Origin of the sequence: Tsuneonella amylolytica (genome assembly GCF_003626915.1) — a bacterium.
Lineage (GTDB): Bacteria > Pseudomonadota > Alphaproteobacteria > Sphingomonadales > Sphingomonadaceae > Tsuneonella > Tsuneonella amylolytica.
The window spans coordinates 1-24,475 of record NZ_CP032570.1 but is presented as its reverse complement, the minus strand read 5'-3'; the positions used below and the strand labels follow the sequence as shown (position 1 = coordinate 24,475).

25 protein-coding genes are annotated in these 24,475 nt (G+C 65.6%); 10 read left to right on the top strand and 15 right to left on the bottom strand.

Annotation, left to right across the window (positions count from 1 at the left end):
- Positions 1-36: 36 nt before the first annotated feature.
- Positions 37-1,320 (top strand): hypothetical protein, encoded by a 1,284-nt coding sequence (locus tag D4766_RS00120; RefSeq protein WP_120715603.1) that lies wholly within the window; start codon positions 37-39, stop codon positions 1,318-1,320.
- Positions 1,321-1,399: 79 nt separating this feature from the next.
- On the opposite strand, the gene D4766_RS00115 is transcribed toward D4766_RS00120, so the two are convergent.
- Together D4766_RS00115 and D4766_RS00110 are read right to left on the bottom strand one after the other, a co-directional pair.
- Positions 1,400-2,122, bottom strand: coding sequence for an NYN domain-containing protein (locus D4766_RS00115; RefSeq protein ID WP_120715602.1), 723 nt, complete (start codon positions 2,120-2,122; stop codon positions 1,400-1,402).
- 28 nt (positions 2,123-2,150) lie between these two features.
- Complete coding sequence (locus D4766_RS00110; RefSeq protein WP_407701517.1) at positions 2,151-2,801, bottom strand: carbonic anhydrase; 651 nt, start codon at positions 2,799-2,801, stop codon at positions 2,151-2,153.
- A 59-nt stretch (positions 2,802-2,860) separates the two neighbouring features.
- On the opposite strand from D4766_RS00110, the gene lipA reads away from it, so the two are divergent.
- Both lipA and D4766_RS00100 read left to right on the top strand, forming a co-directional pair.
- On the top strand, positions 2,861-3,799 hold the full coding sequence (gene lipA / locus D4766_RS00105; protein ID WP_120715601.1) for a lipoyl synthase: 939 nt from the start codon (positions 2,861-2,863) through the stop codon (positions 3,797-3,799).
- 13 nt (positions 3,800-3,812) lie between these two features.
- The gene (locus D4766_RS00100) at positions 3,813-4,274 is read left to right on the top strand and encodes a type II toxin-antitoxin system RatA family toxin (RefSeq protein WP_120715600.1); all 462 of its coding nucleotides are present in this window, start codon (positions 3,813-3,815) and stop codon (positions 4,272-4,274) included.
- On the opposite strand, the gene D4766_RS00095 is transcribed toward D4766_RS00100, so the two are convergent.
- From D4766_RS00095 to D4766_RS00085, 3 genes are read right to left on the bottom strand one after another with little or no spacing between them, the layout of a single operon-like run.
- The gene (locus tag D4766_RS00095; RefSeq protein ID WP_120717942.1) at positions 4,235-4,732 is read right to left on the bottom strand and encodes a CinA family protein; all 498 of its coding nucleotides are present in this window, start codon (positions 4,730-4,732) and stop codon (positions 4,235-4,237) included. The genes D4766_RS00100 and D4766_RS00095 overlap by 40 nt on opposite strands.
- Positions 4,729-5,280, bottom strand: coding sequence for a hypothetical protein (locus tag D4766_RS00090; protein ID WP_162935595.1), 552 nt, complete (start codon positions 5,278-5,280; stop codon positions 4,729-4,731). The genes D4766_RS00095 and D4766_RS00090 overlap by 4 nt, the downstream gene beginning before the upstream one ends.
- 8 nt (positions 5,281-5,288) lie before the next feature.
- Positions 5,289-6,425, bottom strand: coding sequence for a bifunctional 2-C-methyl-D-erythritol 4-phosphate cytidylyltransferase/2-C-methyl-D-erythritol 2,4-cyclodiphosphate synthase (locus tag D4766_RS00085; protein ID WP_120715598.1), 1,137 nt, complete (start codon positions 6,423-6,425; stop codon positions 5,289-5,291).
- 73 nt (positions 6,426-6,498) lie between these two features.
- Here D4766_RS00085 and dusB point away from each other — a divergent pair, with 73 nt between their 5' ends.
- The 7 genes from dusB (at position 6,499) to hflX (ending at position 15,760) form a co-directional block, all read left to right on the top strand.
- The gene (dusB, locus tag D4766_RS00080) at positions 6,499-7,515 is read left to right on the top strand and encodes a tRNA dihydrouridine synthase DusB (protein WP_194955771.1); all 1,017 of its coding nucleotides are present in this window, start codon (positions 6,499-6,501) and stop codon (positions 7,513-7,515) included.
- The gene (locus D4766_RS00075; RefSeq protein WP_120715597.1) at positions 7,512-8,567 is read left to right on the top strand and encodes a two-component system sensor histidine kinase NtrB; all 1,056 of its coding nucleotides are present in this window, start codon (positions 7,512-7,514) and stop codon (positions 8,565-8,567) included. The genes dusB and D4766_RS00075 overlap by 4 nt, the downstream gene beginning before the upstream one ends.
- Before the next feature lie 4 nt (positions 8,568-8,571).
- Complete coding sequence (locus D4766_RS00070; RefSeq protein ID WP_120715596.1) at positions 8,572-9,987, top strand: sigma-54-dependent transcriptional regulator; 1,416 nt, start codon at positions 8,572-8,574, stop codon at positions 9,985-9,987.
- A gap of 70 nt (positions 9,988-10,057) precedes the next feature.
- Positions 10,058-12,286: a sensor histidine kinase gene (locus D4766_RS00065; RefSeq protein WP_120715595.1), complete on the top strand. Its 2,229-nt coding sequence runs from the start codon at positions 10,058-10,060 to the stop codon at positions 12,284-12,286.
- 16 nt (positions 12,287-12,302) lie between these two features.
- Positions 12,303-13,679 (top strand): nitrogen assimilation response regulator NtrX, encoded by a 1,377-nt coding sequence (gene ntrX, locus D4766_RS00060; protein WP_120715594.1) that lies wholly within the window; start codon positions 12,303-12,305, stop codon positions 13,677-13,679.
- Between the two features lie 174 nt (positions 13,680-13,853).
- On the top strand, positions 13,854-14,441 hold the full coding sequence (gene hfq / locus D4766_RS00055; protein WP_120715593.1) for an RNA chaperone Hfq: 588 nt from the start codon (positions 13,854-13,856) through the stop codon (positions 14,439-14,441).
- A gap of 17 nt (positions 14,442-14,458) precedes the next feature.
- Complete coding sequence (hflX, locus tag D4766_RS00050) at positions 14,459-15,760, top strand: GTPase HflX (RefSeq protein WP_120715592.1); 1,302 nt, start codon at positions 14,459-14,461, stop codon at positions 15,758-15,760.
- Here hflX and mazG read toward each other — a convergent pair.
- From mazG to D4766_RS00005, 10 genes are all read right to left on the bottom strand, one after another.
- Positions 15,755-16,516 (bottom strand): nucleoside triphosphate pyrophosphohydrolase, encoded by a 762-nt coding sequence (gene mazG, locus D4766_RS00045; RefSeq protein WP_120715591.1) that lies wholly within the window; start codon positions 16,514-16,516, stop codon positions 15,755-15,757. The genes hflX and mazG overlap by 6 nt on opposite strands.
- 55 nt (positions 16,517-16,571) lie before the next feature.
- On the bottom strand, positions 16,572-16,742 hold the full coding sequence (locus tag D4766_RS13640) for a hypothetical protein (protein WP_162935594.1): 171 nt from the start codon (positions 16,740-16,742) through the stop codon (positions 16,572-16,574).
- On the bottom strand, positions 16,739-17,506 hold the full coding sequence (locus tag D4766_RS00040) for an MBL fold metallo-hydrolase (RefSeq protein ID WP_120715590.1): 768 nt from the start codon (positions 17,504-17,506) through the stop codon (positions 16,739-16,741). Before D4766_RS00040 ends, D4766_RS13640 begins: the two co-directional genes overlap by 4 nt.
- Positions 17,503-18,282: a TatD family hydrolase gene (locus D4766_RS00035; RefSeq protein ID WP_234024825.1), complete on the bottom strand. Its 780-nt coding sequence runs from the start codon at positions 18,280-18,282 to the stop codon at positions 17,503-17,505. The genes D4766_RS00040 and D4766_RS00035 overlap by 4 nt, the downstream gene beginning before the upstream one ends.
- On the bottom strand, positions 18,279-19,835 hold the full coding sequence (gene metG, locus D4766_RS00030; RefSeq protein ID WP_120715589.1) for a methionine--tRNA ligase: 1,557 nt from the start codon (positions 19,833-19,835) through the stop codon (positions 18,279-18,281). Before metG ends, D4766_RS00035 begins: the two co-directional genes overlap by 4 nt.
- Positions 19,828-20,790, bottom strand: coding sequence for a DNA polymerase III delta subunit-related protein (locus D4766_RS00025; RefSeq protein WP_120715588.1), 963 nt, complete (start codon positions 20,788-20,790; stop codon positions 19,828-19,830). Before D4766_RS00025 ends, metG begins: the two co-directional genes overlap by 8 nt.
- Complete coding sequence (tmk, locus tag D4766_RS00020; protein ID WP_120715587.1) at positions 20,787-21,422, bottom strand: dTMP kinase; 636 nt, start codon at positions 21,420-21,422, stop codon at positions 20,787-20,789. Before tmk ends, D4766_RS00025 begins: the two co-directional genes overlap by 4 nt.
- Before the next feature lies 1 nt (position 21,423).
- On the bottom strand, positions 21,424-22,461 hold the full coding sequence (locus D4766_RS00015) for a D-alanyl-D-alanine carboxypeptidase family protein (RefSeq protein WP_120715586.1): 1,038 nt from the start codon (positions 22,459-22,461) through the stop codon (positions 21,424-21,426).
- 166 nt (positions 22,462-22,627) lie between these two features.
- Positions 22,628-23,269, bottom strand: a complete 642-nt coding sequence (locus D4766_RS13915; RefSeq protein WP_199798091.1) for an SPOR domain-containing protein — start codon at positions 23,267-23,269, stop codon at positions 22,628-22,630.
- Positions 23,253-24,260, bottom strand: a complete 1,008-nt coding sequence (locus D4766_RS00005; RefSeq protein ID WP_234024824.1) for a lytic murein transglycosylase — start codon at positions 24,258-24,260, stop codon at positions 23,253-23,255. The genes D4766_RS13915 and D4766_RS00005 overlap by 17 nt, the downstream gene beginning before the upstream one ends.
- Positions 24,261-24,475: the final 215 nt, after the last annotated feature.

The following is a 24,475-nucleotide window of genomic DNA, read 5'->3' as shown; positions in this document are numbered from 1 at the left end:
TCAAGGGGCCGACGTTCATACGTGGGAGATCACTCTATGCCCAAGTTTCGTGCCGCCGCCTCGCGGCTGACCCTTGCCTTCGCGCTCGCCACCGGCGGGGCCGTGGCGATGACCGCCGTCGCAACACCGGCCATGGCCCAGAAGAAGGAGGCCAAGGCCCCGAAGGCGAACTACTCGAAGCCGTTTGTCGCGGTTTATCAGCCGATCGCGAAAGTTCTGACCGACAACGGCGATGCCGCGCCGCTCAAAGCGCAGCTTCCGGCCTTGCAGGCGGCTGCGTCCACTCCGGACGACAAGTTCGCGGCCGGCCAGATCACCTACTCGGTGGGCGCCAAGACCGACGACATAACGTTGCAGCGTCAGGGTCTCGACTGGATGCTCGACAGCGGCAAGATGGAAGGCGCCGATTACGCCAAGAACCTCTACGCCGCCGCGTCGCTCGCCTACAATGCCGAAGACTGGGCGAAGGCGCAGGCCCGCGCGCAGCAGGCGATCGATGCGGGCTACACCGGCGATGCCGAACTGCTGCTGGCCGAAACTTATTTCGGTCAGAACCAGACGACGCAGGGCCTCGATTACATCGACAAGGCGATCGCCAAGAAGGTCGCCGCCGGACAGCCCGTTCCCGAGGCGTGGCTGAAGCGTGCGCTGGCGCGATCCTACGAGGCGAACCTCGAGCCGCAGTCGTTCAAGTATGCCGGCATGTACGCGCAGTACTATCCGTCTGCGACGAGCTGGGGCGATGCCATCGCGATCCAGCGCAATCTCCGCGAGTACGGTGACCAGGAATTGCTCGATCTGATGCGGCTGGCGCAGCGGACCAAGTCGCTGCGCAACGAGCGCGACTACATCGACTACCTGTCCGCGTCCGATGCGCGCCGTCTTCCGGGCGAAACGCAACGGATCATCGATGCTGGCATCGCTGCCGGCCTGCTCAAGCAGAACGACACGCTGGTAAACGAAGCCCGCACGATTGCCGCCGGGCGCGTGAAGGCCGACATGGCTGATCTCCCCACGCTGCAAGCCAACGCGACCGCTTCGGGCGGCACGGCGACTGCCGCGATGGCCGCCGGCGATGCCTATCTCGGCTACCAGCAGTCGGCAAAGGCGGAAGAGATGTACAAGCTTGCGCTGTCGCGTCCGGGCGTCGATACTGCGCGCGTGCTCACCCGCCTCGGCATCGCCCAACTCGACCAGGGCAAGTACGCCGAGGCCGACGCGAACTTCCTGAAGGTGCAGGGCGCGCGTCAGGCGATCGCGCAGCTGTGGTCGATCTACGGCAAGCAGGCTGCCGCCCCGGCCGCGCCCGCCGCCCAGTAAGCGTTACCAAGCAAGATAAGAAAGGCGCGGGCCGCAAGGTCCGCGCCTTTTTCGTGTCCGGTCGACATTCCGCGTGTGTTTAGCGCAGGCGCTTCACCCACAGCTGGCCATCGTCGCGGCGTTCCACCTTGAAGTTGCCGAGGCTCTTGAACATTTCGCTCAGGCTCTTGAAGCCGTAGTTCCGCACGTCGAAGCTCGACCGGTTGCCGGCGATCTGGCCGACTTGCTGCAACTTGGCCCAGCCAGCGTCGTCGCGCTTGGCTTCCTTGTAGGCCGCCCCGATGAGGTCCTGAAGGTCGGTGTCGGCCGCCGCCGTCTCGGCCGATCCCGGCGGGGCGGTATCGCCGGCCGAGGCTGTGCGGATCAGCTGATCGATGTCGATGAAACGGGTGCAGGCGCTCTTGAAGGCCTGCGGGGTCTTGGCGCTGCCGAAGCCGTAGACGACGAGCCCGTCCTGCCGCAGCCGGGTGACGAGCGGCGTGAAATCGCTGTCGCTCGACATGATGCCGAAGCCATCGACCTTGCCCTGGTTGAGCAGGTCGATGGCATCGATCGTCATCGCCATGTCGGTGGCGTTCTTGCCCTTCGAGACGTCGAACTGCTGCTGCGGACGGATCCCGTATTTGTTGGTGATCTCGCCCCACTTGCTGAGGCCCTGCTTGGCGAAGTTGCCGTAGGCCCGGCGGATGTTGACCTGGCCGAGTTCGGCCATGACGGTCAGCACCGGATCGATGCCGGCGGGCGTGGTGTTGTCAGCGTCGATCAGCAGCGCGATATTCTTGAGGTTCTCGGAGTTGTCCATGCGCGCCCCAATGCGCCCGCCGAACCGGTTAGGCAACCGGCGCGAATTCCCCGGTCCCTTCGTCGAGCAGGTGCAGCACGCCATCGCTGATCGCGAAGTACGCCCCGCGCAGTGTCACTTCGCCGGTCGGCTCTTTTTCCTGGATGCAGGGGAAGGTGCGCAAGTTGGCGAGGCTGACCTTCACCGCCGCCATCTCCATCGCACGTTCCGCCTCGCGCCCCGTGGTGCCCAGCGTTTCCGCGATCGGCTCGCGCGCGTCGTCTAGCATGTCGATCCAGTTCGCCACGAAGCCGCCTTCGCCCAGCCGATTACCGTGCAGGTTCTGGGTGAGGGCAGCCTGGCAGCCGCCGCACATGCCATGACCCATCACCACGATCTCGCGAACCTTGAGGAATTGCACGGCAAATTCGAGCGCGGCGGAAACGCCATGCTGCCCGGGGGTCGTCTCGAACGGCGGAACGAGCGCGGCGACGTTGCGCACGACGAACAGCTGGCCCGGGGTAACGTCGAAAATCTGCGAGGGATCGACCCGGCTGTCCGAACACGAAATCACCATCGTCTTCGGCGACTGCCCCTCGGCCAGCGCCGACCAGCGTTCCCGTTCCTCCGCCCAGTCGCCTTCGCGGAACCGGCGGTAGCCATCCAGGAGGTTGTCGAGCGGACTTTCGTGCTGTGCCATGACCCGGCCCATGCCGCGCGGCATTGCCAGTTTCAAGCGTCATCCCTAAGTGGCGGGGCATGAACGACCTCGCGTCCGCCCCCTTCATCCCCCAGTCGCAACCCCGCCAGCGCAAGCCCGAATGGATTCGGGTGAAAGCCCCCGTGAGCAAGGGCTATCACGAGACGCGCCAGTTGATGCGCGACCTTTCGCTCAACACCGTGTGCGAGGAAGCCGCCTGCCCCAACATCGGCGAATGCTGGACCAAGAAGCACGCGACGGTGATGATCCTTGGCGACGTGTGCACGCGTGCCTGCGCGTTCTGCAACGTCAAGACGGGTATGCCGCGCATCGTCGACCCGCTCGAGCCCGAACACGTTGCAACCGCGGCGGCAAAGCTCGGCCTGGAGCACATCGTCGTCACCTCGGTCGACCGCGACGACCTGCCCGACGGCGGGGCGAGCCAGTTCGTCAAGGTCATCGAGGCGTTGCGCCGCGAGACGCCGAACACGACGATCGAAATTCTCACCCCGGATTTCCGCAACAAGATGCGTCCCGCCGTAGAAGCGATCTGTGCGGCCGGCCCCGATGTCTACAATCATAACCTCGAGACGGTGCCGCGGCTCTATCCCACCATCCGTCCGGGTGCGCGCTACTACGCCTCGCTTCGCCTGCTCGAGGAGGTTAAGGCGCACGATCCGATGATCTTCACCAAGTCGGGCATCATGCTCGGCCTCGGCGAGCAGCGGCTGGAAGTGCATCAGGTGATGGACGACATGCGCAGCGCCGACGTCGATTTCATCACGATGGGTCAGTATCTCCAGCCGACCCCGCGCCATGCCAAGGTCGAGGACTTTGTTACCCCAAAGGCATTTGCGGCGTTCGGTGCGATCGCGCGGGCCAAGGGCTTTCTGCAGGTTGCCGCCAGTCCGCTCACCCGGTCGAGCTATCATGCGGGCGACGACTTCGCCGCCATGAAGGCCGCGCGCGAGGAGAAACTCGCGCGCGCCAAGCGATAAGGCGGGGGCGCCGATGCCGGGCATCCACGAAGTTGTCCGCCTGCCGTATTCGGCCGAGCAGATGTTCGACCTGGTCGCCGACGTCGGACGGTACCACGAGTTCCTGCCGTGGGTGGTCGCGACAAGGGTAAAGTCCGACGGCGAGGACGAGATGGTCGCCGACATGCTCGTCGGCTTCAAGAGCCTGCGCGAGAAGTTCACATCGCGCGTCGTCAAGCAACGGCCCGACAGGATCGAGGTGCACTACCTCGACGGGCCGATGAAGGATCTCGACAATCGCTGGCTGTTCCGTCCCATGCCGGACGGCGGGTGCGAGATCAACTTCTGCGTCGACTTCACGTTCCGCAACGCCGTGTTCGAAGCGCTGGCCGGCCAGTATTTCGACCGGGCCTTCCGCAAGATGGTCGCCGCGTTCGAAAAGCGCGCCGACGCCCTTTACGGCAACAATAGTTCGAGCGCCGCCAGCGTCGCCTGACGGCGGATCGATGACCGGTCACCGCCGTCGAACTGCCGCATTTCCCCTTCGGGTTCGGAGCCTTCCTCGCGCGTGGCGCGCGCGAATACGACCGTGCCCACTGGCTTCAGCGCCGTGCCGCCGTCGGGCCCGGCAACCCCGCTGATGGCGACCGCCACGTCGGCGTTCGAGTTCTTGAGCGCCCCTTGCGCCATCGCCCAGACGCACGCGATCGAGACGGCACCGAAGGTTTCGATCAGCTCGCCCGGCACATCTAGATCGTCGCGCTTGGCATCGTTCGAGTAGGTGACGAAGCCGCGGTCGAGGACGGCCGACGAACCGGGAATCTCGGTCAGAGCCGCCGCGACAAGACCGCCGGTACAGCTTTCCGCGGTGACGATGCGGCGGCCAATCTTCGCGTTCTCCTCGACCACCCGGCGGGCGATATCGACGATCGCGTCGGGCAGCAGCTGGTTCATGCCTTCGGCTTGCATACGGGCAGGTCCTTCGACCCGCTGTTGACAAGGACGAACGCCATCAACGCCGCGTTGTCGCGCGGCTGCATCACCGACGCAAGTTGCATCGCGCGCTCCGCCTTGCCGCAATCCTTGACCGCGATCATCTCGCCCACCTGCTGGGCGAGGAGACCATCAACAAGGGGACGGACGGTTTCATCGGGGAACTGGGAAACCATTCCCAGCATCTGCTTGCCTTGGGCACTGCCCCCCGCCTTGCTGCCCAGGACCGTCAACAATGCGCCCTTGGCGGACGGCCACGTCGCATTCTGGAGCGCCACATACTTCGAAGCGAACGCATCCCCCTTTGTCGCCAGGAAGCCCGAAGACGCGAGCGAAGGCGCGCATTTACCGCGTACGCCAGTTACTACCGCGGGGGTTGCGTACACGATGACGTTCGCAAGCTGCGCTTCGGTGAGGCAGGCCGCGGCAGCCTGCGACTGGGCGTTGGCCTGGGCGGGCAGCAGAGCGGCCAGCGAAAGGGCAGCGAGGGCGGGGGCGAGACGGTGCATGGGCGACCTCATGAATGGCGGATCATCGTGGCTACGGCCTGAGCGGCGATCCCTTCGCCGCGGCCGGTAAAGCCGAGGCCTTCGGTGGTAGTCGCCTTCACATTTACCGCGGATGCATCGGTCCCGGCAAGTTCGGCAAGACGGGCGCGCATCGCATCGCGGTGCGGACCGATCTTAGGCGCTTCGCAAATCAGCGTGACATCAAGATTGCCGACCCGGTAGCCGGCTTCGGCGGCGAGGCCGATGGCGTGTTCGAGGAAACGCGACGAGCGCGCGCCCTTCCACTGCGGGTCGCTGGGCGGGAAATGCTGGCCGATATCTCCTGCGCCGACCGCACCGAGGATCGCATCGACGACCGCGTGGATGCCGACATCGGCGTCGGAATGACCTGCGAGACCGAACGGATGATCGAGCTGGATCCCGCACAGCCAGAGTTCTTCCCCGGCAGCGAGGCGGTGCACGTCGAACCCGCTGCCGGTACGGACGGAGGGCAAGTCGTCCACGAAATCTCCCGCGAATGTCAGTTTCTTCAGCGCCTCGTCGCCATCGACGAGCGCGACAGTGCCTCCATGAGCCGCGAGCACTTGCGCATCGTCGCCTGCACCGGCTTCTCCCGCCCATGCCCGGTGGGCGGCGAGGATATCGGGAAAGCGGAACGTCTGCGGGGTCTGCACGCGGCGAAGGGTTTCGCGATCGGCAACCCCGGCCATGATGGTACCCTGGGCGATCGCAAGACTGTCGACGACGGGAAGGACCGGGATCGCACCGGGATAATCGTCCAGCGCGGCGAGCAGGCGTTCGATCACCGATCGTGGAAGGCCGGGGCGCGCGGCATCGTGGATCAGGACGGTCGCGGCTTCGCCGACCGACTCCAGCGCAGCGAGAACGGACTGCTGCCGGGTCGCTCCGCCTGTAACGAAACGAACGGGAAGGTCGGCGAGCGCCGCGGCGGCGAGCGCTTCGCCGCCGGGCGGGATCGCAATCACGACGGGGTCGGCGCCTGCCTCGAGCAACGCTTCCACCGAATGGCGGACGACCGGCTTGCCCCGCCACATAGCGAATTGCTTCGGCACCCGCTGTTCGGCGCGCAGACCTTTGCCGGCAGCGACCACGACGGCGGCAAAGGAGCGGGTGTTGGTCGACATGCGCCAAGGCGCTACCGCCTTGCGTGCAATGCAGCAATCCACTATGCGCTGCCCAAATTTTAGGCATCGACAAGTGAACCCGCTTCCTCCTCCGCCGCCCGTGCGCCCGATCATGGTCGGACCCGTGGCGATCGACACGCCGGTCGTCCTCGCGCCGATGACGGGGGTGACCGACCTGCCGTTCCGCCGTCTGGTGCGGCGCTACGGCTCCGGCCTCAACGTGACCGAGATGATCGCGAGCGAGGCAGCGATCCGTGCGACCCGCCAGTCGATCCAGAAAGCCGAGTGGGATCCGATCGAGGAGCCCGTGTCGATGCAGCTCGTCGGCTGCGATCCCGCCTCGATGGCGGAAGCGGCGCGGATGCAGGAAGCGAACGGCGCGGCGATCATCGACATCAACTTCGGCTGTCCGGTCCGCAAGGTCGTGGGCCAGTTCGCCGGCAGCGCGCTGATGCGCGAGGTGCCGCTGGCCGTAAAGCTGATGGAATCCACGGTGAAAGCGGTCTCGGTACCGGTCACCGTCAAGATGCGCATGGGCTGGGACCACGACAGTCTCAACGCGCCCGAGTTGTCGCGCATCGCCGAGGATCTCGGAGTGCGGATGATTACCGTTCACGGCCGTACGCGAAACCAAATGTACAAGGGCAGCGCCGATTGGCGCTTCGTGCGCAAGGTGAAGGAGGCGGTGACCATCCCGGTCATTGTCAACGGTGACATCTGCTCGATCGGAGACGCTGCCGCAGCCCTCGAGCAATCGAATGCCGACGGGTTGATGATCGGGCGCGGAGCATATGGTCGCCCGTGGCTGCTGGGCCAGGTCATGCATTGGTGGAAGACCGGCGAAGCGCTCGCCGACCCGGACATCGACGCGCAGTTCGCGACACTGGTCGAGCACTACCGCGCCATGCTCGACCATTATGGCGAGTACACGGGTGTGAAGATCGCCCGCAAGCATCTCGGCTGGTACACGAAGGGTCTGCACGGCTCGGCCGAGTTTCGGAACAAGGCGAACTTCATCGACGACCCCGCTACCGTGCTGGACGAGATCGAGCGGTTCTATACGCCGATGCTGCGGCAAGCGGCTGCGTGAGCGGTACACCCGACCCGCGCACCCAAATCGCGGGCCTGGTCTTCGCCGTCCTGCTGCTCGACCCAGATCTCGTCGTCGCGGAAGCCAATCCGGCGAGCGAGGAGATGCTGGGACGCAGTGCGCACCGCCTCGTCGGATCGCTGATCTACGACGTGCTGATGATCGACGACGAACGCATCACCCGCCGGCCGCCGGACGACGCAGCGCCGCTGGTCGCGCGCGGGGTCGCTGTACGCACCGGGGGGGGAGAGCGCAGGGTAAACCTCTCGATCTCGCCGCTGGCGACCCATCCCGGCTGGCGCGTGATGACCCTGAGCGACGCGGGACAGGAAGAGATGGGGGAGGGCGATCGATCCGCCGCGCTCGCTGCCCCGGCAGTGCTCGCACACGAGATCAAGAACCCGCTGGCGGCCATTCGCGGAGCGGGCCAGCTCGTCGCCCGCAAGCTCGATGCGAAGGATCGGCCGCTGGCCGACATGATCGCGGGCGAGGTGGACCGCATCGCCTCGCTGATCGACCGCATGCAGCGGCTGGGTGCGGTGGGGGCGGAACCGAACGAGGCGTTCAATCTGCACGAAGCCGTGCGCGGCGCGCTTGCGACCATGCGAGCAGCGGGAACCGAGGGCGTGGCAATCGTCGAGGAGTTCGACCCGTCGCTTCCCGCAGTACTCGGCAGCCGCGGAGCGCTGGAACAGGTGGTCATAAACCTCGTCGCCAACGCGCGCGATGCCTGTTCCGGGCGGGAGAACGCCGAAGTCACCGTCCGAACCCGCTACGTCAGTGGGCTCATCTACAACGCCATCCGCCCGGGCCGGTCGGTCCGCCTGCCGATCGAATTGACGGTATCGGACAATGGCCCCGGTATCGAGCCGGCTTTGCGCGAGCACGTGTTCGAACCGTTCGTGAGCTCGAAGAAAAGCGGGCAGGGCCTCGGCCTTGCTCTCGTGCGGCGGCTGGTGCGCGACATGGAAGGGCGCATAGCCCACGAGCGCGACGACCGGGCGGGCCTCACCCATTTCCGCATCCATCTGCCGGTGGCGAAACAAGGATAAACCGATGGGCAAGCGCATCCTCCTCGTCGAAGACGACGGCTCGATCGCCACGGTCATTACCGCCGCGCTGGAGGACGAAGGATACGCGGTCGACCGGGTGGATGGGATCGCCGCGCGCGACCGGATGCTGGCTGCAGGCGATTACGCAGCGATGCTGACCGACGTCGTTCTCGACGATGGCGACGGGATAGAAAGCCTCGCCAGCGTGCGGGTGGAGCATCCCGACCTTCCGGTCATCGTGCTGTCGGCACAGAATACCCTCGACACCGCCGTCCGCGCGACGGAGATCGCGGCCTTCGAGTACTTCCCCAAACCGTTCGATCTCGACGAACTGGTGCGCGCGGTGAACCATGCCGCCGGTGGCCGCGCGAACCACGATACGCCATTGCCCGACGAGAGCGGGGCGGGGCTCCCGCTCGTCGGCCGGAGCCAGGCGATGCAGGGCGTCTATCGCATGATCACCCGCGTACTGCGCAACGATCTTACCGTCCTCATCCTTGGCGAATCCGGCACCGGCAAGGAACTCGTCGCAGAGGCGATCCACCAGCTCGGCCATCGCAAGTCCGGCCCTTTCGTGGCGGTCAACGCGGCCGCGATCCCGCACGAACTCATCGAAAGCGAACTGTTCGGGCACGAGAAGGGCGCGTTCACCGGCGCGGTGGCGCAGGCGATCGGCAAGTTCGAACAAGCGAACGGCGGCACGCTGTTCCTCGACGAGATCGGCGACATGCCGCTCGAGGCGCAGACGCGGCTGCTGCGCGCGCTCCAGTCGGGCCGCATCCGGCGGGTAGGGGGGCGGCAGGAAATCGCGGTAAACGTACGGATCGTCGCGGCCACGAACCGCGATCTCGCCCCGATGATTGCATCAGGGGCATTCCGTGAGGATCTGTACTACCGTCTCGCGGTCGTGCCGATCGAACTGCCGCCCTTGCGCGATCGGCGGGACGACATCGGCGCGCTGGCTGGCCACTTCCTCGCGCTTGCGGTGGGCGAAGGATTGCCGCGCCGCCGGATCGACGACGGCGCGCTCGCCGCGCTCGCGCGGCGCGAATGGCGGGGTAACGTGCGCGAACTGCGCAACGCGATCTATCGCCTCGCGCTGCTCGCTCGCGACGACACGATCGACGCCGGGACGGTTGCGACGGTCCTGGGCGAGGATTCCTCGAAGCCGCAGGCGGGTTCGGCGAATGCGTTCGAAACCGCCCTGGCGGGCTGGCTCGCCGGTTCGGGCCGCCGCGATGGCGATCTCTATCATGCCGCCATTGCCGAACTCGAACGCCCGCTCCTCGCGCATGCGCTCGCCGAAACAGGCGGCAATCAGGTGCGGGCCGCGCGCCTTCTCGGTATCAATCGCAACACGTTGCGCAAGCGTCTGACCGATCTCGCCATCGATCCAGACGTCTCGGCCGCGAACCGCTAGGCGCCGGGCGCGCGCGGGTCGCCGAAAAGCGCTTGCAAATCGGCAACAGTGTCGTTGTAACCGAGCAACGATGACCAGTGCCCCTCCTGCAGATGCGAGCCTCACGGCTCGCCGGAGCCCGCGCTGGTGGCGGCGGTTCATGGTGGCGAGCCGGCGCGCGAACGTCTTTCTTTTTCTCGAGATCGCAGCCTTCCTCGCATTCGCGGCGATGGTCTGGGTCACCTGGTACACGTTTGCCAGCGCGCCGCCCGACGGGCAGCTGCTGCCATCGCGGCGGGTGGCCGGGCTCCTGATCGCAACGCTGCTTCCGGCGATGGCACTGGTCGTGCTCATCGGCCGGCGCATGGCGCTGCGGCGGGCAGCCGGCACGACCGCGCGGCTGCACGTGCGCCTCGTCTTCTTCTTCTCGATGGTGGCGGCGGTGCCGACACTGCTGGTCGCCGCCTTCGCCGCGTTCCTGTTCCAGTCGGGCGTGGATTTCTGGTTCTCCAACAACTCGCGCGGGATGATGCAGAACGCGAACAACCTGGCGCGCGGATACTACGAACAGAACCAGCTCCAGGTACAGAGCCAGACGATCGCGATGGCAGCCGACGTCGGCTATTATCTCTCCAGCTTCAAGCTGACGGACCCCGATTTCTCCGACGTCTACGGGCAGCAACTACCGGCGCGCGAGCTGACCGAGTCCGCGATATTTCAGCGCTTGCCCGACGGAACGCTGCGCACCGCCGCCATCGCCAACCTGCAGTCCGGAGACGCGCCGCTCGTGTTCGCGGAGCAGGCGCTGCCCCGACTCCTGAGCGGCGAACCCGTTGTCGTCTCCGGAGACCAACAACGCATCGTCGCCTTTGCGCCCATCGATCAGCGGGCAGGCATTTTCCTCTACACCGCGCGTAACACCGAGGCGCTGGGATTCAGCCTCTGGCGCAACGCGCAGGAGATCGGCGCGGCTTACGAAGTGTTGACCAAGCGCGCACGGGCACTGCAGCTTCGCTTCAACCTCGCGTTGTTCTTCGTCAGCATCTTCCTCGTCATCCTCGCCGTCTGGTTCGCTTTGCGATTTGCCGACCGGCAGGTCGCGCCGCTGGGCGAACTGGTCGGGGCCGCTCGGCGGATCGGGGCGGGCGATTTCGTCCGGGTCGAGGGGCGCACCGGCCCCGACGAGATCGGCATGCTCAACCGCGCGTTCAATCGCATGGTCGGCCAGATCGAGCAGCAGACCACAGCCCTCGTCGGCGCGAACCGCCAGCTCGAAGAGCGGCGGGCGTTCATCGAAGCGGTGATCGAGAGCATCTCTGCCGGCATCGTCACGCTCGACCGCGAGGGGCGGGTGCTGCTCATGAACAGCTCTGCACAGGAACTGTTGCTCGGCGAGAAGGGCCCGGTGCCCGCCGCCGCCTCCATCGCAGAGATCGCCCCGCAGCTTGCCGCGATGGTGGAAGCCCGGCTCGCCAGCGGCATCGTCAACTGGTCGAAGGGCGGCGAACTTCTGACGCTGGCGGTCAAGATCGCCCCGGCTCCGGGCGGGCAAGTCATTACGTTCGAGGACATTACCCGCCAGATCCTCGACCAGCGGCAGGCCGCATGGTCCGACGTCGCGCGCCGGATCGCGCACGAGATCAAGAACCCGCTCACCCCGATCCAGCTCGCGACGGAGCGCCTCAAGCGCCGGTATCGCAAGCAGATCGAGCTCGACGGCGACCTGTTCGACGAACTGACCAACACGATCGTGCGCCAGGTCGGCGATCTCAGGAAAATGGTCGACGAGTTCTCCAGCTTCGCCCGCCTGCCCAAGCCCGTGTTCCGGCCGGAGGACGCCTACGATCTCGTCAAGCAGGCGCTGTTCCTGCAGGAGGTCGGGCACCCAGAAGTTTCCTATTCGCTCTCGTCGGACAGCGACGGGCCGATCCTGATTGCCTGCGACCGGCACCAGTTGGGCCAGGCGATGACCAACGTGTTGAAGAACGCAGCCGAAGCGATTGATGCGCGGGCGCGCGGGGCGGAGCCCGACTATCGCGGGCGCATCGCCGTGAGCCTGTCGGCCACCGACGAACGCCTGATAATCGCGGTAGAGGACAACGGCGTCGGCCTGCCGCAGGACCGCGAACGTATCGTCGAACCCTACGTGACGACCCGCGAAAAGGGGACCGGCCTCGGCCTCGCGATCGTCAACAAGATCGTCGAGGAACATGGCGGCGACATGGCCTTTGCCGGCGCCTCCGATGGCGAGGCGGGCACCCGCGTCACCTTACGCTTCGCACGCGACCCGCTGGCCGAAAGGTCGGTGGCAGCCGAATGATTTCCAAGGAGTACCCATGGCTCTCGACATCCTGATCGTCGACGACGAACGCGACATCCGCGAGCTGGTTGCCGGCGTCCTCAGCGACGAGGGCTACGAATGCCGTACCGCCGGCGACAGCACCACCGCGCTCGCGGCAGTCGACGAACGGCGGCCTAGCCTCGTGCTGCTCGACGTCTGGCTCCACGGCAGCCAGATGGACGGGCTCGAAGTTCTCGACGAGATCAAGAAGCGCGAGCCAGAACTGCCGGTCATCATCTTCTCTGGCCACGGCAACATCGATACCGCCGTCTCGGCCGTCAGCCGCGGCGCGATGGACTTCATTGAGAAGCCGTTCGAGGCCGAAAAGCTGCTTCTTCTGGTCCAGCGCGCCACGGAGACCGAGCGGCTGCGGCGCGAGAATACGCGCTTGCGGGAGGGGTTCGGCAAGGGCGAGGAGTTCACCGGCAATTCCGCCGCAATCAACGCGGTCCGCGCCACTTTGAAACGCGTGGCGGGTACGGGCAGCCGGGTGCTCATCAGCGGCCCCGCCGGTGCCGGCAAGGAAGTCGCGGCCCGACTGCTCCATGCCTGGAGCCCGCGCGCGGACAATGCCTTCGTCATCGTCAACTCGGCGCGCATCACGCCCGAACGTTTCGAGCAGGAGCTGTTCGGCGAGGAAGCCGACGGCAAACTGGTGCGCCCCGGTCTGCTCGAACTCGCCGACGGCGGTACCCTCTATCTCGATGAAGTGGCCGACATGCCGCTGTCGACCCAGGCGCGCATCCTGCGGGTCCTCACCGAACAGAGCTTCGTGCGCGTCGGCGGCACCCGGCAACTGGGCGTGGACGTGCGCGTGGTCGCTTCGTCGTCGCGTGATCTCGCGCGCGAGATGGAGGAGAAGCGCTTTCGCGAAGATCTATTCTACCGGCTCAACGTGGTGCCGGTCACGATCCCCTCGCTGGCCGAACGCCGCGACGACATCCCCGCGCTCGCCGATCATTTCTTCACCCGCTATGCCGCCGAACAGGGCATCGCGCCGCCGACTTTGACGGAAGAAACCCTTGCGGCCCTGCAAGCCTACGACTGGCCGGGCAACGTGCGCCAACTGCGCAACGTGGTCGAGCGCACGATCATTCTGACCCCCCGCGAACGGCTGTCCGCGGTCGAGGCCGACATGCTGCCGAGCGAGGTATCGGGCGGCAAAGGCGGCGGGGGAGGGGGCGCAACCGCGCTTATGGGCGTGCCGCTGCGCGAGGCGCGCGAGAGCTTCGAACGCGAGTATCTCACGATCCAGATCCGGCGCTTCTCGGGCAACATCTCCAAGACCGCGAGCTTCATCGGAATGGAGCGCAGCGCACTGCACCGCAAGCTCAAGCTGCTCGGCCTCGGCGAACGCCGCGACGACGAGTAGGCGTTGTAGCGCAATAGTTTGCCGCATTGCGGAACGGCGATGCGCGCGATGCATTTGCGATTCGAGGCGGACGTGCCATATTCGGTCGCGATACCCGGTGGGAATATCTTGGCGGAAGCCGTTCCCACCTGATCGCGGACCGCACCAGCGGCCGCCAACAACAGGAGCCGTAACGTGTCCACATCCCGCACCCTCAGTGCGCGCCCCAAACCCGCCCCGACCTCCGCAGAGCAATCGTCAGATGACGATCGATCCGCCTCGCCGGTCAAGGGTGGCGGTGGCGGCGGCCGTCAGCAGAGCCTTCAGGATGCGTTCCTGAACTTGCTGCGCAAGAACAAGACGCCTGTGACGATGTTCCTCGTCAAGGGCGTGAAGCTGCAGGGCATTGTCACCTGGTTCGACAATTTCTCGATCCTGCTGCGCCGCGACGGCCAGTCGCAGCTCGTCTACAAGCACGCGGTGTCGACCATCATGCCGTCGAACCCGGTGGACGCCGAGCAGTTCGCCAGCCAGGGGTCCGGTGCCAAGCAGCGCCTGTTGCAGGATGTGTTCCTCAGCCGCGTGCGCGAGGCGGAAGTGCAGGTCACCATGTTCCTCGTGAACGGTGTGATGTTGCAGGGTCGGATCGCAGCATACGACCTGTTCTGCATGCTGCTCGAACGCGACGGCTATGTGCAGCTGGCCTACAAGCACGCCGTGTCCACGATCCAGCCTGCCACCAACGTCGATTTGAGCGACGATTTCGAAGAAGACGCAGACTGAGCTTCGACGACGATCTGATGGGCGAGGTCTCGCGCGGCGCGCGGGCCATCGTCGTGTGCCCGGATATCCGCGGCCGCCACCACGACCTCACAGCCGAGGCGAGGCTGGAGGAGGCGTGCGGGCTCGCGCTCGCGATCGGTATCGTCGTCGCAGATGCCCAGGTCATACCGGTGCGCGAAGTGCGGCCGGGCACGCTGTTCGGGCAGGGGCAGGTCGAGAACATCGCGATCGCCTGCGAGCAGAACGAGGCGGAACTCGTCGTCGTCGATGGCGCGCTGAGCCCCATCCAGCAGCGAAACCTCGAAGACAAACTCAAGCGCAAGGTCATCGACCGGACGGGTCTCATCCTGGAGATATTCGGCGAACGCGCGGCGACTGCCGAGGGGCGGTTGCAAGTCGAGCTGGCGCATCTCGATTATCAGCAGAGCCGGCTCGTGCGCAGTTGGACACACCTCGAGCGGCAACGCGGCGGCTTCGGCTTCCTTGGCGGTCCGGGCGAAACGCAGATCGAGGCGGACCGGCGAATGATCCGCCAACGGATGGGCCGCCTGCGCAAGGAACTCGAAAGCGTGCGGCGCACTCGTGCACTTCACCGCGACCGGCGGGGAAGGGCCCCGTGGCCGGTAATCGCGCTGGTTGGCTACACCAACGCTGGCAAGTCCACCCTGTTCAACCGCCTCACCGGTGCGGAAGTCATGGCCGAGGACCTGCTTTTCGCGACGCTCGACCCCACGATGCGCGCCATCGCGCTGCCGGGCGTGGAAAAGGCAATTCTGTCCGATACGGTGGGTTTCATCTCGGACCTGCCGACCCAGCTCGTCGCCGCGTTCCGGGCGACGCTGGAGGAAGTGACGGGCGCCGACATCATCCTCCACGTGCGCGACATCGCAAACCCGTCGAGTCAGGCGCAGAAGACGCAGGTTCTCGAAGTGCTCGGCGATCTCGGTGTCACCGGCGGCGAGGAAGGGGGGGAGGGCATCCCCATCCTAGAGGTCTGGAACAAGGTCGACCTTCTGCCGCCTGACGAGGCCGAGGCGATCCGCGAGGCTGCGACACACGATGATAGCGTCGCGGTCATCTCCGCTGAGACCGGCGAGGGGGTTGATGCCCTGCTGGTCGAACTGGGCGCGCAGCTGACGCAAGGCGCGCACGTACGCGAGTTCGTGCTTCCCGCGGCGGCCGGGAAGCAGATTGCCTGGCTGCATGCCCACGGTGAGGTACTCGAGGAGGTCGATGCGGGATCCGGAAGCGATGGACCGCTTCGGCGGCTTATCGTGCGGTTGAACCCCAAGGAACTCGGCCAGTTCGAAACGCTATGAGCGTTCGGCGGCCTTTACCGCCTGCCACAACGCTTCCTGCTCCTTGAGCGAGCGGGCCGCGAAATCGCTGCCGGCCATTTTTTCCATCGCGCGAAAACGGCGCTCGAACTTTGCGTTGGCGGCGCGCAAGGCATCTTCTGGCGCAACCCCGTAGGCGCGCACCACATTGACGGCGGTGAACAGCAGGTCGCCAGCCTCTTCCACACGTTCGTCGGCGGGGGCGGCAGCCAGCTCGGCCATCTCCTCGGCGAGCTTTTCTGCCGGTCCCTCGCGATCCGGCCAATCGAAGCCGACCCGAGCGGCGCGTTTCTGGAGTTTGTCGGCGCGCATCAGCGCCGGCAGCGCGGCGGCGACCCCGTCGAGCGCGCTCGTGGCACCTTTGTCCGAACGTTCGGAGGCCTTAAGTGCTTCCCAGCGAGCCTCGCGATCGTCAGCTGGTGCCTGGGCATCGCCGAAGATGTGCGGATGGCGCGCCTCTAGCTTGTCGGCAATCGATCGCGCCACGGCGTCGAAATCGAAGAACCCCAATTCCTCGGCGATCCGCGCCTGAAAGACGACCTGAAACAGGAGGTCGCCGAGTTCCTCGCGGATATCGTCGATGTCGCCGCGGGCCACGGCATCGGCGACCTCGTACGCTTCTTCGATCGTGTGCGGCACGATCGTCTCGAACCGCTGCGCGCGATCCCAATCGCAACCGCGCATCGGATCGCGAAGGGTGGCCATAATGACGAGGAGACGTTGTAACTGGTTCGACATATTAGGATGATAATATATATTATGTTAAATGACAATTTGGGGGTGGATAGGCGCTTCACCCCATAGCCAACGAAAACATCAACGCGACCGCCACAAAAATGCCGGCCCATACCAGTGCCAGCCGGACATTCTCTTTCCAGCCCAATTTGAAGCTCGCAACCGCGCTGCCGGCAAGAACGAGCCAAGCGCACAGCGCGACGATCTGGACCATGCCGATCTCGCTCATAGCTCGACTACCAGGCCATCGTATCCGACCTGAACCCCGGCCGGGACTTCGGCTGAAAGCGCGGCATAATCCATCGACTTGTCGAGATGCGTCAGGACCGTTTTGTGCGCCTTGCACCGGCGCGCGAGATCGAGCGCCATTTCTAGATGAGCGTGCGTCGGATGCGGACGGCGGCGCAGGCAATCGACAACCAGCAGGTCGACACCCGCCAGAATGTCCAGCATCGGCGAAACGATTTCACTGAAGTCCGTTGCGTAACCTACTGATTTTCCGTCCGCATCGAAAACATACGCCGTCGATTGCGCGGGTCCATGCGGCATTTGGCAGTGCTTGACGCCGAAGCCTGCACACATGCGGATCGTATCCAGCGTATTGAGATTGGCGATGGTGGGATAGCCATGCTCGCCCGCGAAGACGTAGCCGAAACGTGCCCGAAGCCTTCGAGCGGTTTCCCCGACCGCGTAGGCCGGCAGCGGTCCCGAGCGGTCGTAACGCATGACCCTGAGGTCGTCGATGCCATGGCAGTGGTCGGCGTGATCGTGCGTCCAGAACACTGCGTCGACGCTGGCGATCCGGTTCGCGAGCAACTGATTGCGCAGATCCGGCGACGTATCGATGAGTATGCGGCGCCCCGCCTTGCTCTCGACGACAATCGACACTCTGCTGCGCCGGTTCTTCGGTTCGGCGGGGTCGCACTCGCCCCAGTCCTCTCCGATCCGCGGCACCCCGGTCGAGGTGCCCGAGCCGAGCATGATCAGCTTCACGCCGCAGCTTTCGAGAATAGACCGAAGAAGTTGTCGGTCGTTATTTCAGCCAGCTCCTCGACAGCTTGCCCGCGTAGATCGGCGACGAACTGCGCCGTGTCACGCACGAAGGCCGGCTCGCACGGGCGGCCGCGGTGCGGGATGGGCGCGAGGAACGGGCTGTCGGTTTCCACTAGCAGGCGATCGGCCGGCAGACCTGCCGCGATTTCCTGCAGTTCCCGGGCGTTCTTGAACGTGACGATGCCAGACAGGGAAATCGTCAGACCGAGGTCGAGGACGGTGCGCGCGAATGCCTTGGACGCGGTGAAACAGTGGATCAACGCCGGGAAAGCGCCCTTCTCCATTTCGTCGGCCAGGATCGCGGACGTGTCGGCTTCGGCATCGCGGGTGTGGATGATGATCGGCAGGCCCGTCTCGCGCGCGACGCCGATATGCATCCGGAACAGGTCGCGCTGAACGGCGCGGTCGGACTTGTCGTAGTAGTAGTCGAGCCCGCTTTCGCCGATGCCGATGACCTTTGCATTGGCCGCGGCCGCAAGCAGTTCTTCCCGCCCGAGATCGGCGTGTTGATCGGCCTCGTGGGGATGGATGCCGACGCTTGCCCAGACGTCGGGCTGGCTTTCCGCCGTGCCGACGACCTTGTCCCACTCGCGCCGGCGAGTGGAGATGTTGAGCATGCCGGTGACGCCCGCCGCTCGCGCTCTGGCAAGAACGCCATCCCGGTCGTCAACGACGCCTTCGTATTCAAGATGGCAATGGCTGTCGATCAGCCTCACGCCGATGCCTCGACAGGCATTTCAAGGCGTGGGAACACACCGACCGGCTGGGACAAGGTGAAGCCGCTGGCTACCAACGCGTTGTACCAGTCTGCGTTGCCCAGCGCCGCGAAATCGCGTGCTTCGGGCGCAATCCCCATCTGGTCGAGCAACTTGTCCGCCGACGTCGGCACTACCGGTCGGATCGCGATCGCAAGATCCCGCACCGCCACGAACAAGGTGAAGAGCACCACCCGCATCCGGTCCGGATCGGTTTTGCGGAGGGTCCAGGGCGCCTGCTCATCGACATACGCATTACAGGCGAACACCGCCCGCATCCACGCCTCGATGCCCGTCGAGAAATCCAGCGCGTCATAGCCGCTGACCAGCTCGCGCACGCCTTTGCCAACGGCATCGAGCAGCGCAGCGTCGTCGGACCCTGCATCGAAATTGTTCAATTCGCCGCCCAGGTTCTTGAAAATCATGGAAAGGCTGCGCTGCGCGAGGTTACCGAAGCTGTTTGCCAGTTCGGCATTGCACCGGGTCACGATGGCATCTGCCGAAAAGCTGCCATCCTTGCCGAATGGCACCTCGGCCAGCAGGAAGTAGCGCAGCTGGTCGACCCCGAACCGTTCCGCCAGTTCCAGCGGATCGACCACGTTACCGGTGGATTTCGACATCTTTTCCCCGCGATGGAGCAGGAACCCATGGCCGAATATCGCCTTAGGCGGCGGCAACCCGGCGCTTTTCAGGAAGGCCGGCCAGTAGACCGCATGGAACCTGACGATATCCTTGCCAATCAGGTGCAGGTCCGCCGGCCAGAAACGGTTGAACTCCCCTTCCCTGTCGGGAAATCCGATCCCGGTCAGGTATGTCGTCAACGCGTCGACCCAGACGTACATGACGTGGCCGTCACTCCCCGGGACCGGCACGCCCCAGTCGAAACTGGTGCGGCTGACCGACAGGTCGCGCAGATCATTGTTCTTCAAAAATGCGAGCACTTCGTTGCGCCGACTCTCGGGTTCGAGAAAACCGGGTTTTGAGTTCAGCTCAATCAGATAGTCGCGATACTTCGAAAGGCGAAAGAACCAGCTTTCCTCCACTGTCCATTCGACCGGAGTACCCTGCGGGGAGATCTTGCCGCCCTCCCCTTCGGTCAGTTCGCTCTCGTCGTAGAATGCCTCGTCGCGGGGGCTGTACCACCCTTCGTAGCGGTCGAGGTAGAGGTCGCCGGCAGCTTCCATGGCGCGCCAGATGGTCTCGCTCGCCGAATGATGCTGTGGCTCGGTGGTGCGACGAAAAGCCGTATAGTCGATATGAAGCGCATCGCACATCTGCCGGAAATATCCCGACATTTCGCTTGCGAAATCCAGCGTGTCCATTCCCGCGTCGCGCGCGGTGCGGGCCATCTTCAGGCCATGCTCGTCTGTTCCAGTGACAAGCCGTACATCGTACCCTTGCGCTTTCTTTGCGCGCGCGATGACGTCCGCAGCGATGGCTTCGTAGGCATGGCCGATGTGCGGCCGCCCGTTGGGATAGCTGATCGCGGTGGTGAGATAATAGGGGTCAGGCATCGGCGTGGCTGCTAGCCCCCGCCGCCGAGGCGAGCAAGCCGCCGATCTGCATGACGAGCAATCCGGGATCGAAATTGTAAGTCGGCGCCTGTCCGGCCAGCGCGACGAGGTCGGCGTGCGCCTCGACGATTGCGGGCAACCTTTCGCGGGGCGCATCGGTTGTCATCCCCGCCAGCGTCGAGCGCGCGAGATCGAGGACTGCGGCGATCCGCTCGCGATCCGGACGCGTGCCGATCTCGGCGGCGAGACGTCCGCGCAAGGCGAAATGGGCGTCACCTTCCCGCACGATCTGCCTCATAAGAGCATCGAGCCTGGCAAGATCCTGCGACACGAACGCCAACGCTGCGCCCGGGGAGCCGCCCGCCGCCAGAACCGCTGCGGCGCGGGTAGCCGCATCGGCTTCCGGCGCTTCGCGTCCAAGCACCCGGTCGACTTCCTCGTCCGGAAGCGTGGGAAAGCGCAGAACCCGGCAACGCGAACGTATCGTAGGCAGCAATCGGGCCGGACGGTGGGCGACGAGGAGGAATAACGTGCCCGCAGGCGGTTCCTCCAGGCTCTTCAGAAGGGCGTTCGCCGAACCCTTCTCGAGATCGTCCGCCGGATCTATAATCACCGCACGCCGCGAGCCGAGCGTCGGCCGCGTCGTGAGACGGCGCTGCACGGCGCGGATCTGCTCAACCGCGATATTGCGCTTGGTCTCGTAAGGTTCGCCGGCATCGCGCTTCTTCTCCTCTTTCTCGTCCTTGGGCAGGGCGGTGAGGACAAGCACATCGGGGTGCTGACCGTCGAGTTGAGGAACGCCGGGTACGGCGACCAGCTCGCGCGCGGCCGCCATGGCGAAGGCCATCTTGCCCAGCCCCTTCTTGCCGGCGAGCAACCACGCGTGATGCATCCGCGCGCCGCGCAGTCCCTCGCGCCATTGCGTCCACAAGGCGTCGTGGCCGGCGTAGATCATTCAGCCTCTTCGAGCAGGGGAGCGACCGCAGCACGCACCGCAGCGTGGACTGCGTCCGGCCCTTCCCCGCCCTCGATCACCGCGAACCGGGCCGGCTCTGCAAGGGCCATCGTTGCGAAAGCTTCCGCAACGGCAGCATGGTATGCTGCGGGCCGGCCACCGATGGCATCGACCACATCGCCATCACGCGAGTGCGTGCGCGCTTCGGCAACCTCGGGCGAAACGGTGAGAAGGACGGTAAGGTCGGGCAGAAGACCGCTGCTGCCTATCGCATGCAAGGCGCGCACGTCGGCATCGCCGACGCCCCCTGCCCCGCCCTGATAGGCCCGGCTCGAATCGAGAAACCGGTCGCACACCACCCATCGCCCGGCTTCGATTGCCGGTAGAATGAGCCTCGCGACGTGATCGGCCCGGGCCGCGGCGAACAACAGCGCCTCGGCCTGCGCCCCCCATCCCTCGCCTGGGGGATCCAGCAGAAGCGCACGGATCGCTTCGGCTCCCGCGGTTCCGCCGGGCTCGCGCGTGAGGTCGCAAGACACGCCGCATTCCTCCAGCCAGCTCGCGAGCATGCGGGCCTGGGTGGACTTGCCGCTCCCCTCCCCGCCCTCGAACGCGATGAACCGTCCCGCCACCTCAGAACAGCCCCGCGACCCCGTTGACCATCCGTTGGAACGGATTTGCCACCGGCACCGCCTCCGCCGCCACAAGGGGGATGCGCGACGGACGCACGCCGTCGACCGAGATGACGAGGTGCGCGACTTCCTCTCCCTTGGCAATCGGCGCGCGGAGCGGTCCCTCGTAACGGATCGCCAACGTCACCTTGCCGGTCTGACCGGCGGGGAGATCGTATCCCACCGGGCGTGCCGCGACGAGGGGGACCGAGCGCGCCGCTCCGTCCTGGACGCGTGCCTCGCCTACAGTCGCCCCGGCGGGAAAGAGGCGATGGCCGTCGAAACTCGCAAAACCCCATTCGAGGAAATCGCGCGCCGACTGCCGCAAGAGCCGGCCACCCGGCGCACCGGCGACCACCATTACCAGCCGCCGCCCGTCCCGCTCCGCACTACCGAGGAAACCGTTCCCGGCCTGGTTGGTGAAGCCGGTCTTGATCCCGTCGGCTCCGTCCACGATGCCGGTTACCGGGTCGTGATTGCGCTGCTCGAACCCGTTGAACTTCAACGTTCGGTGACCGAAGTACGTCTTGTAGAGCGCCGGATGGCGCGTGATCATCGTATCGGCCAGCGTGGCGAGGTCGCGTGCAGTCACGAAGGTCCGGCCTTCGTCCATCCATCCGTTCGGGGTACCGAAATGGCTGTCGCGCATGCCGATCTCGCGCGCCTTGGCGTTCATCATGTCGATCCACTTGGGGACCGAACCAGCGAGACCTTCGGCGAGGACCGCCGCGCCGTCGTTGGCCGACACGGTCGTGATGCCGTGCAGCAGGGCGTCGACGCTGACCCGCTGCCGATGCGCGAGGAACATGGTCGAGCCGACCCCGTGCCAGTCCTCGAACGCCTTGTCGCTGACAAGGAGCAACTGGTCCGGCTTGATCTTGCCGGCGTCGATCAGTTCGAACGCGGTGAAGACCGTCATCACCTTGGTGATGGATGCCGGCATGAAGCGTCGGTCGGGCTCGCGTGCATAGAGCGTTTGTCCCGACGACAGATCGACCATCAACGCAATCGGTATCTCGGGCGGCGGTGGAGCGAACCGGGGTTGCGGAGGCAGGACCCGATCGACGCTCGCCGCGCCGGTAGCGACGAGCAGCGCGGTGGCTGTAATAATGGATCGGAAACGAAAGGCCAATTGCACTCCCACCACCGGGCGGGAGGCCGGCGGTTCAACCTGCGGTATAGACTCGCGCGTCGCTATAACCGGCGGCCCGCACCTTGGCGAGCGCAGCCTCGGCCTGTCCCCGGCTTGCGAAAGGCCCCGTCAGGACGCGGTAAAACTTTCCGGCAGCAGAGACATGGCCGCCATGCGCATCGGCGACCTTCTGTGCATTGGCCCGAACCGAAAACGTGCAGGCTTGAACGACGAACGCGTCCTTCGGGGTCGGGGGCGCTGACACGCCCGGCTGCCTGGCAGGGGTCGCTGGCGTAGCGGCCACCGGCATGCGCGGAGGGATCGTGAATGGCGCAGGCGTCGGTGCGGCAATGGCGACCGGCGCGGTCGGAGGCGAGGTAAGGGACGGCAGGGGATAGGCAATAACCGTGCCCGGCGCGGTTTCCATTTTCGCGGATGCCGGCACGACCACTGGCGTTGCGCTGGCGACCGGCGCAACCTCGCGCAGTTTTTCGCAGGCCGTTGCAGCCGTGCGGACCGGCGCGGGGGCGACGAGGCTGGCCGCCCCTTCGGCGGGCAGCTTGCGCAGTAAGACGGCGACAAGCGATTTCGGCGTCGCGATCGGCTCCGGCGCCACGCGACCGGCGCGCAGTCCGAGGACTACGATCCTGCTACGGGCATCAACGGGCAATCTCATCTGCAAGCAATCCCACGCTCATCGCGTAGTAATTCGAGCAGTTGTATTCGAGGATGACCCGATAGTTTGTGGTTAAGAGCCACGCCCTCGTTCCAGGACCGTCGGGCTGGAACAGCGAGGCGACGACGTCGTCGGCGAGTGGGGCCTGCGGCGTCACGCCCATGCGCCGCCATTCCGCGACGCTCTTCCACTTGCTGTGCCGATCATGCACCCGGCCGCACACCGGCGAATTCATCGGCGAGCGCAGCGATGCCCAGTCGAGCCCAGCCGGGACATACGCCTGCACGCCCCACGGCTGCCCGCGCCGCCAGCCCGCATCGCGGAAGTAATTGGCGATCGAGGCGAGGGTGTCGGACCGGCTGTTCCAGATGTTCTTGCGACCGTCGCCATCGCCGTCCTGAGCCAGCCGCAGATAGATGCTGGGCAGGAACTGCGGATAGCCGAATGCACCTGCCCAGCTGCCCTTCAGCGTGGAGCGGTCGACCCCGGTGTCGGCGATCTTGAGAAGATCGACGAACTCGGTCGCGAACAGGTCGCGTCGGCGCCCCTCCCACGCCAGCGTCGCGAGGCTGCGGGCGAGATCGAAATCGCCGGTATAACTGCCGTAGTTGGTCTCGTGCCCCCAAATCGCGATCATCATCTTGGCGGGGACACCGTAGCGCGCCTCCAGCTGCTGGGCGAGCGGACCGAGCGCCTGGTAGTTGCGCCGCCCGCCCCCGATCCGCGCCGCATCGACGTGCGTGTCGAGATAGCTTTGCAGACGCGGGAAACTGCCGCTCGACGAAGGCGTGCCGGGCTGCCCCCGGTCGAGCTGGATCACCCGAGGATTGGGCGTGAGATCGTAGGTCATCCGCCGGATCGTCGGCTCGCTCACCCCTTCGGCACGGGCACGGGCAATCAGGATTTGCAGGTAGGCGTCGAACGACATGTCCTGCGCCGAAACCGGCATGGCGAAGACGAGAGCGAGGAAGGCAAGTAATTTGAACCGCATGTCCCCTAGTCGCATAGCGATCCTGAACGATCAAACACCATTGACCGCGTGACAGCCGCATTTCGCCGCGCTAGCCGCGCTTTTCACCGGACAGGTGGCCGAGTGGTTTAAGGCAGCGGTCTTGGAGTCGGAGGGGCCGGAAGGCTCCGGAGACGTCACCGTAGGTGACAATACCGCCGTTCGGCGCTAGCCGAAATTCCCGTAGGACAGGTGGC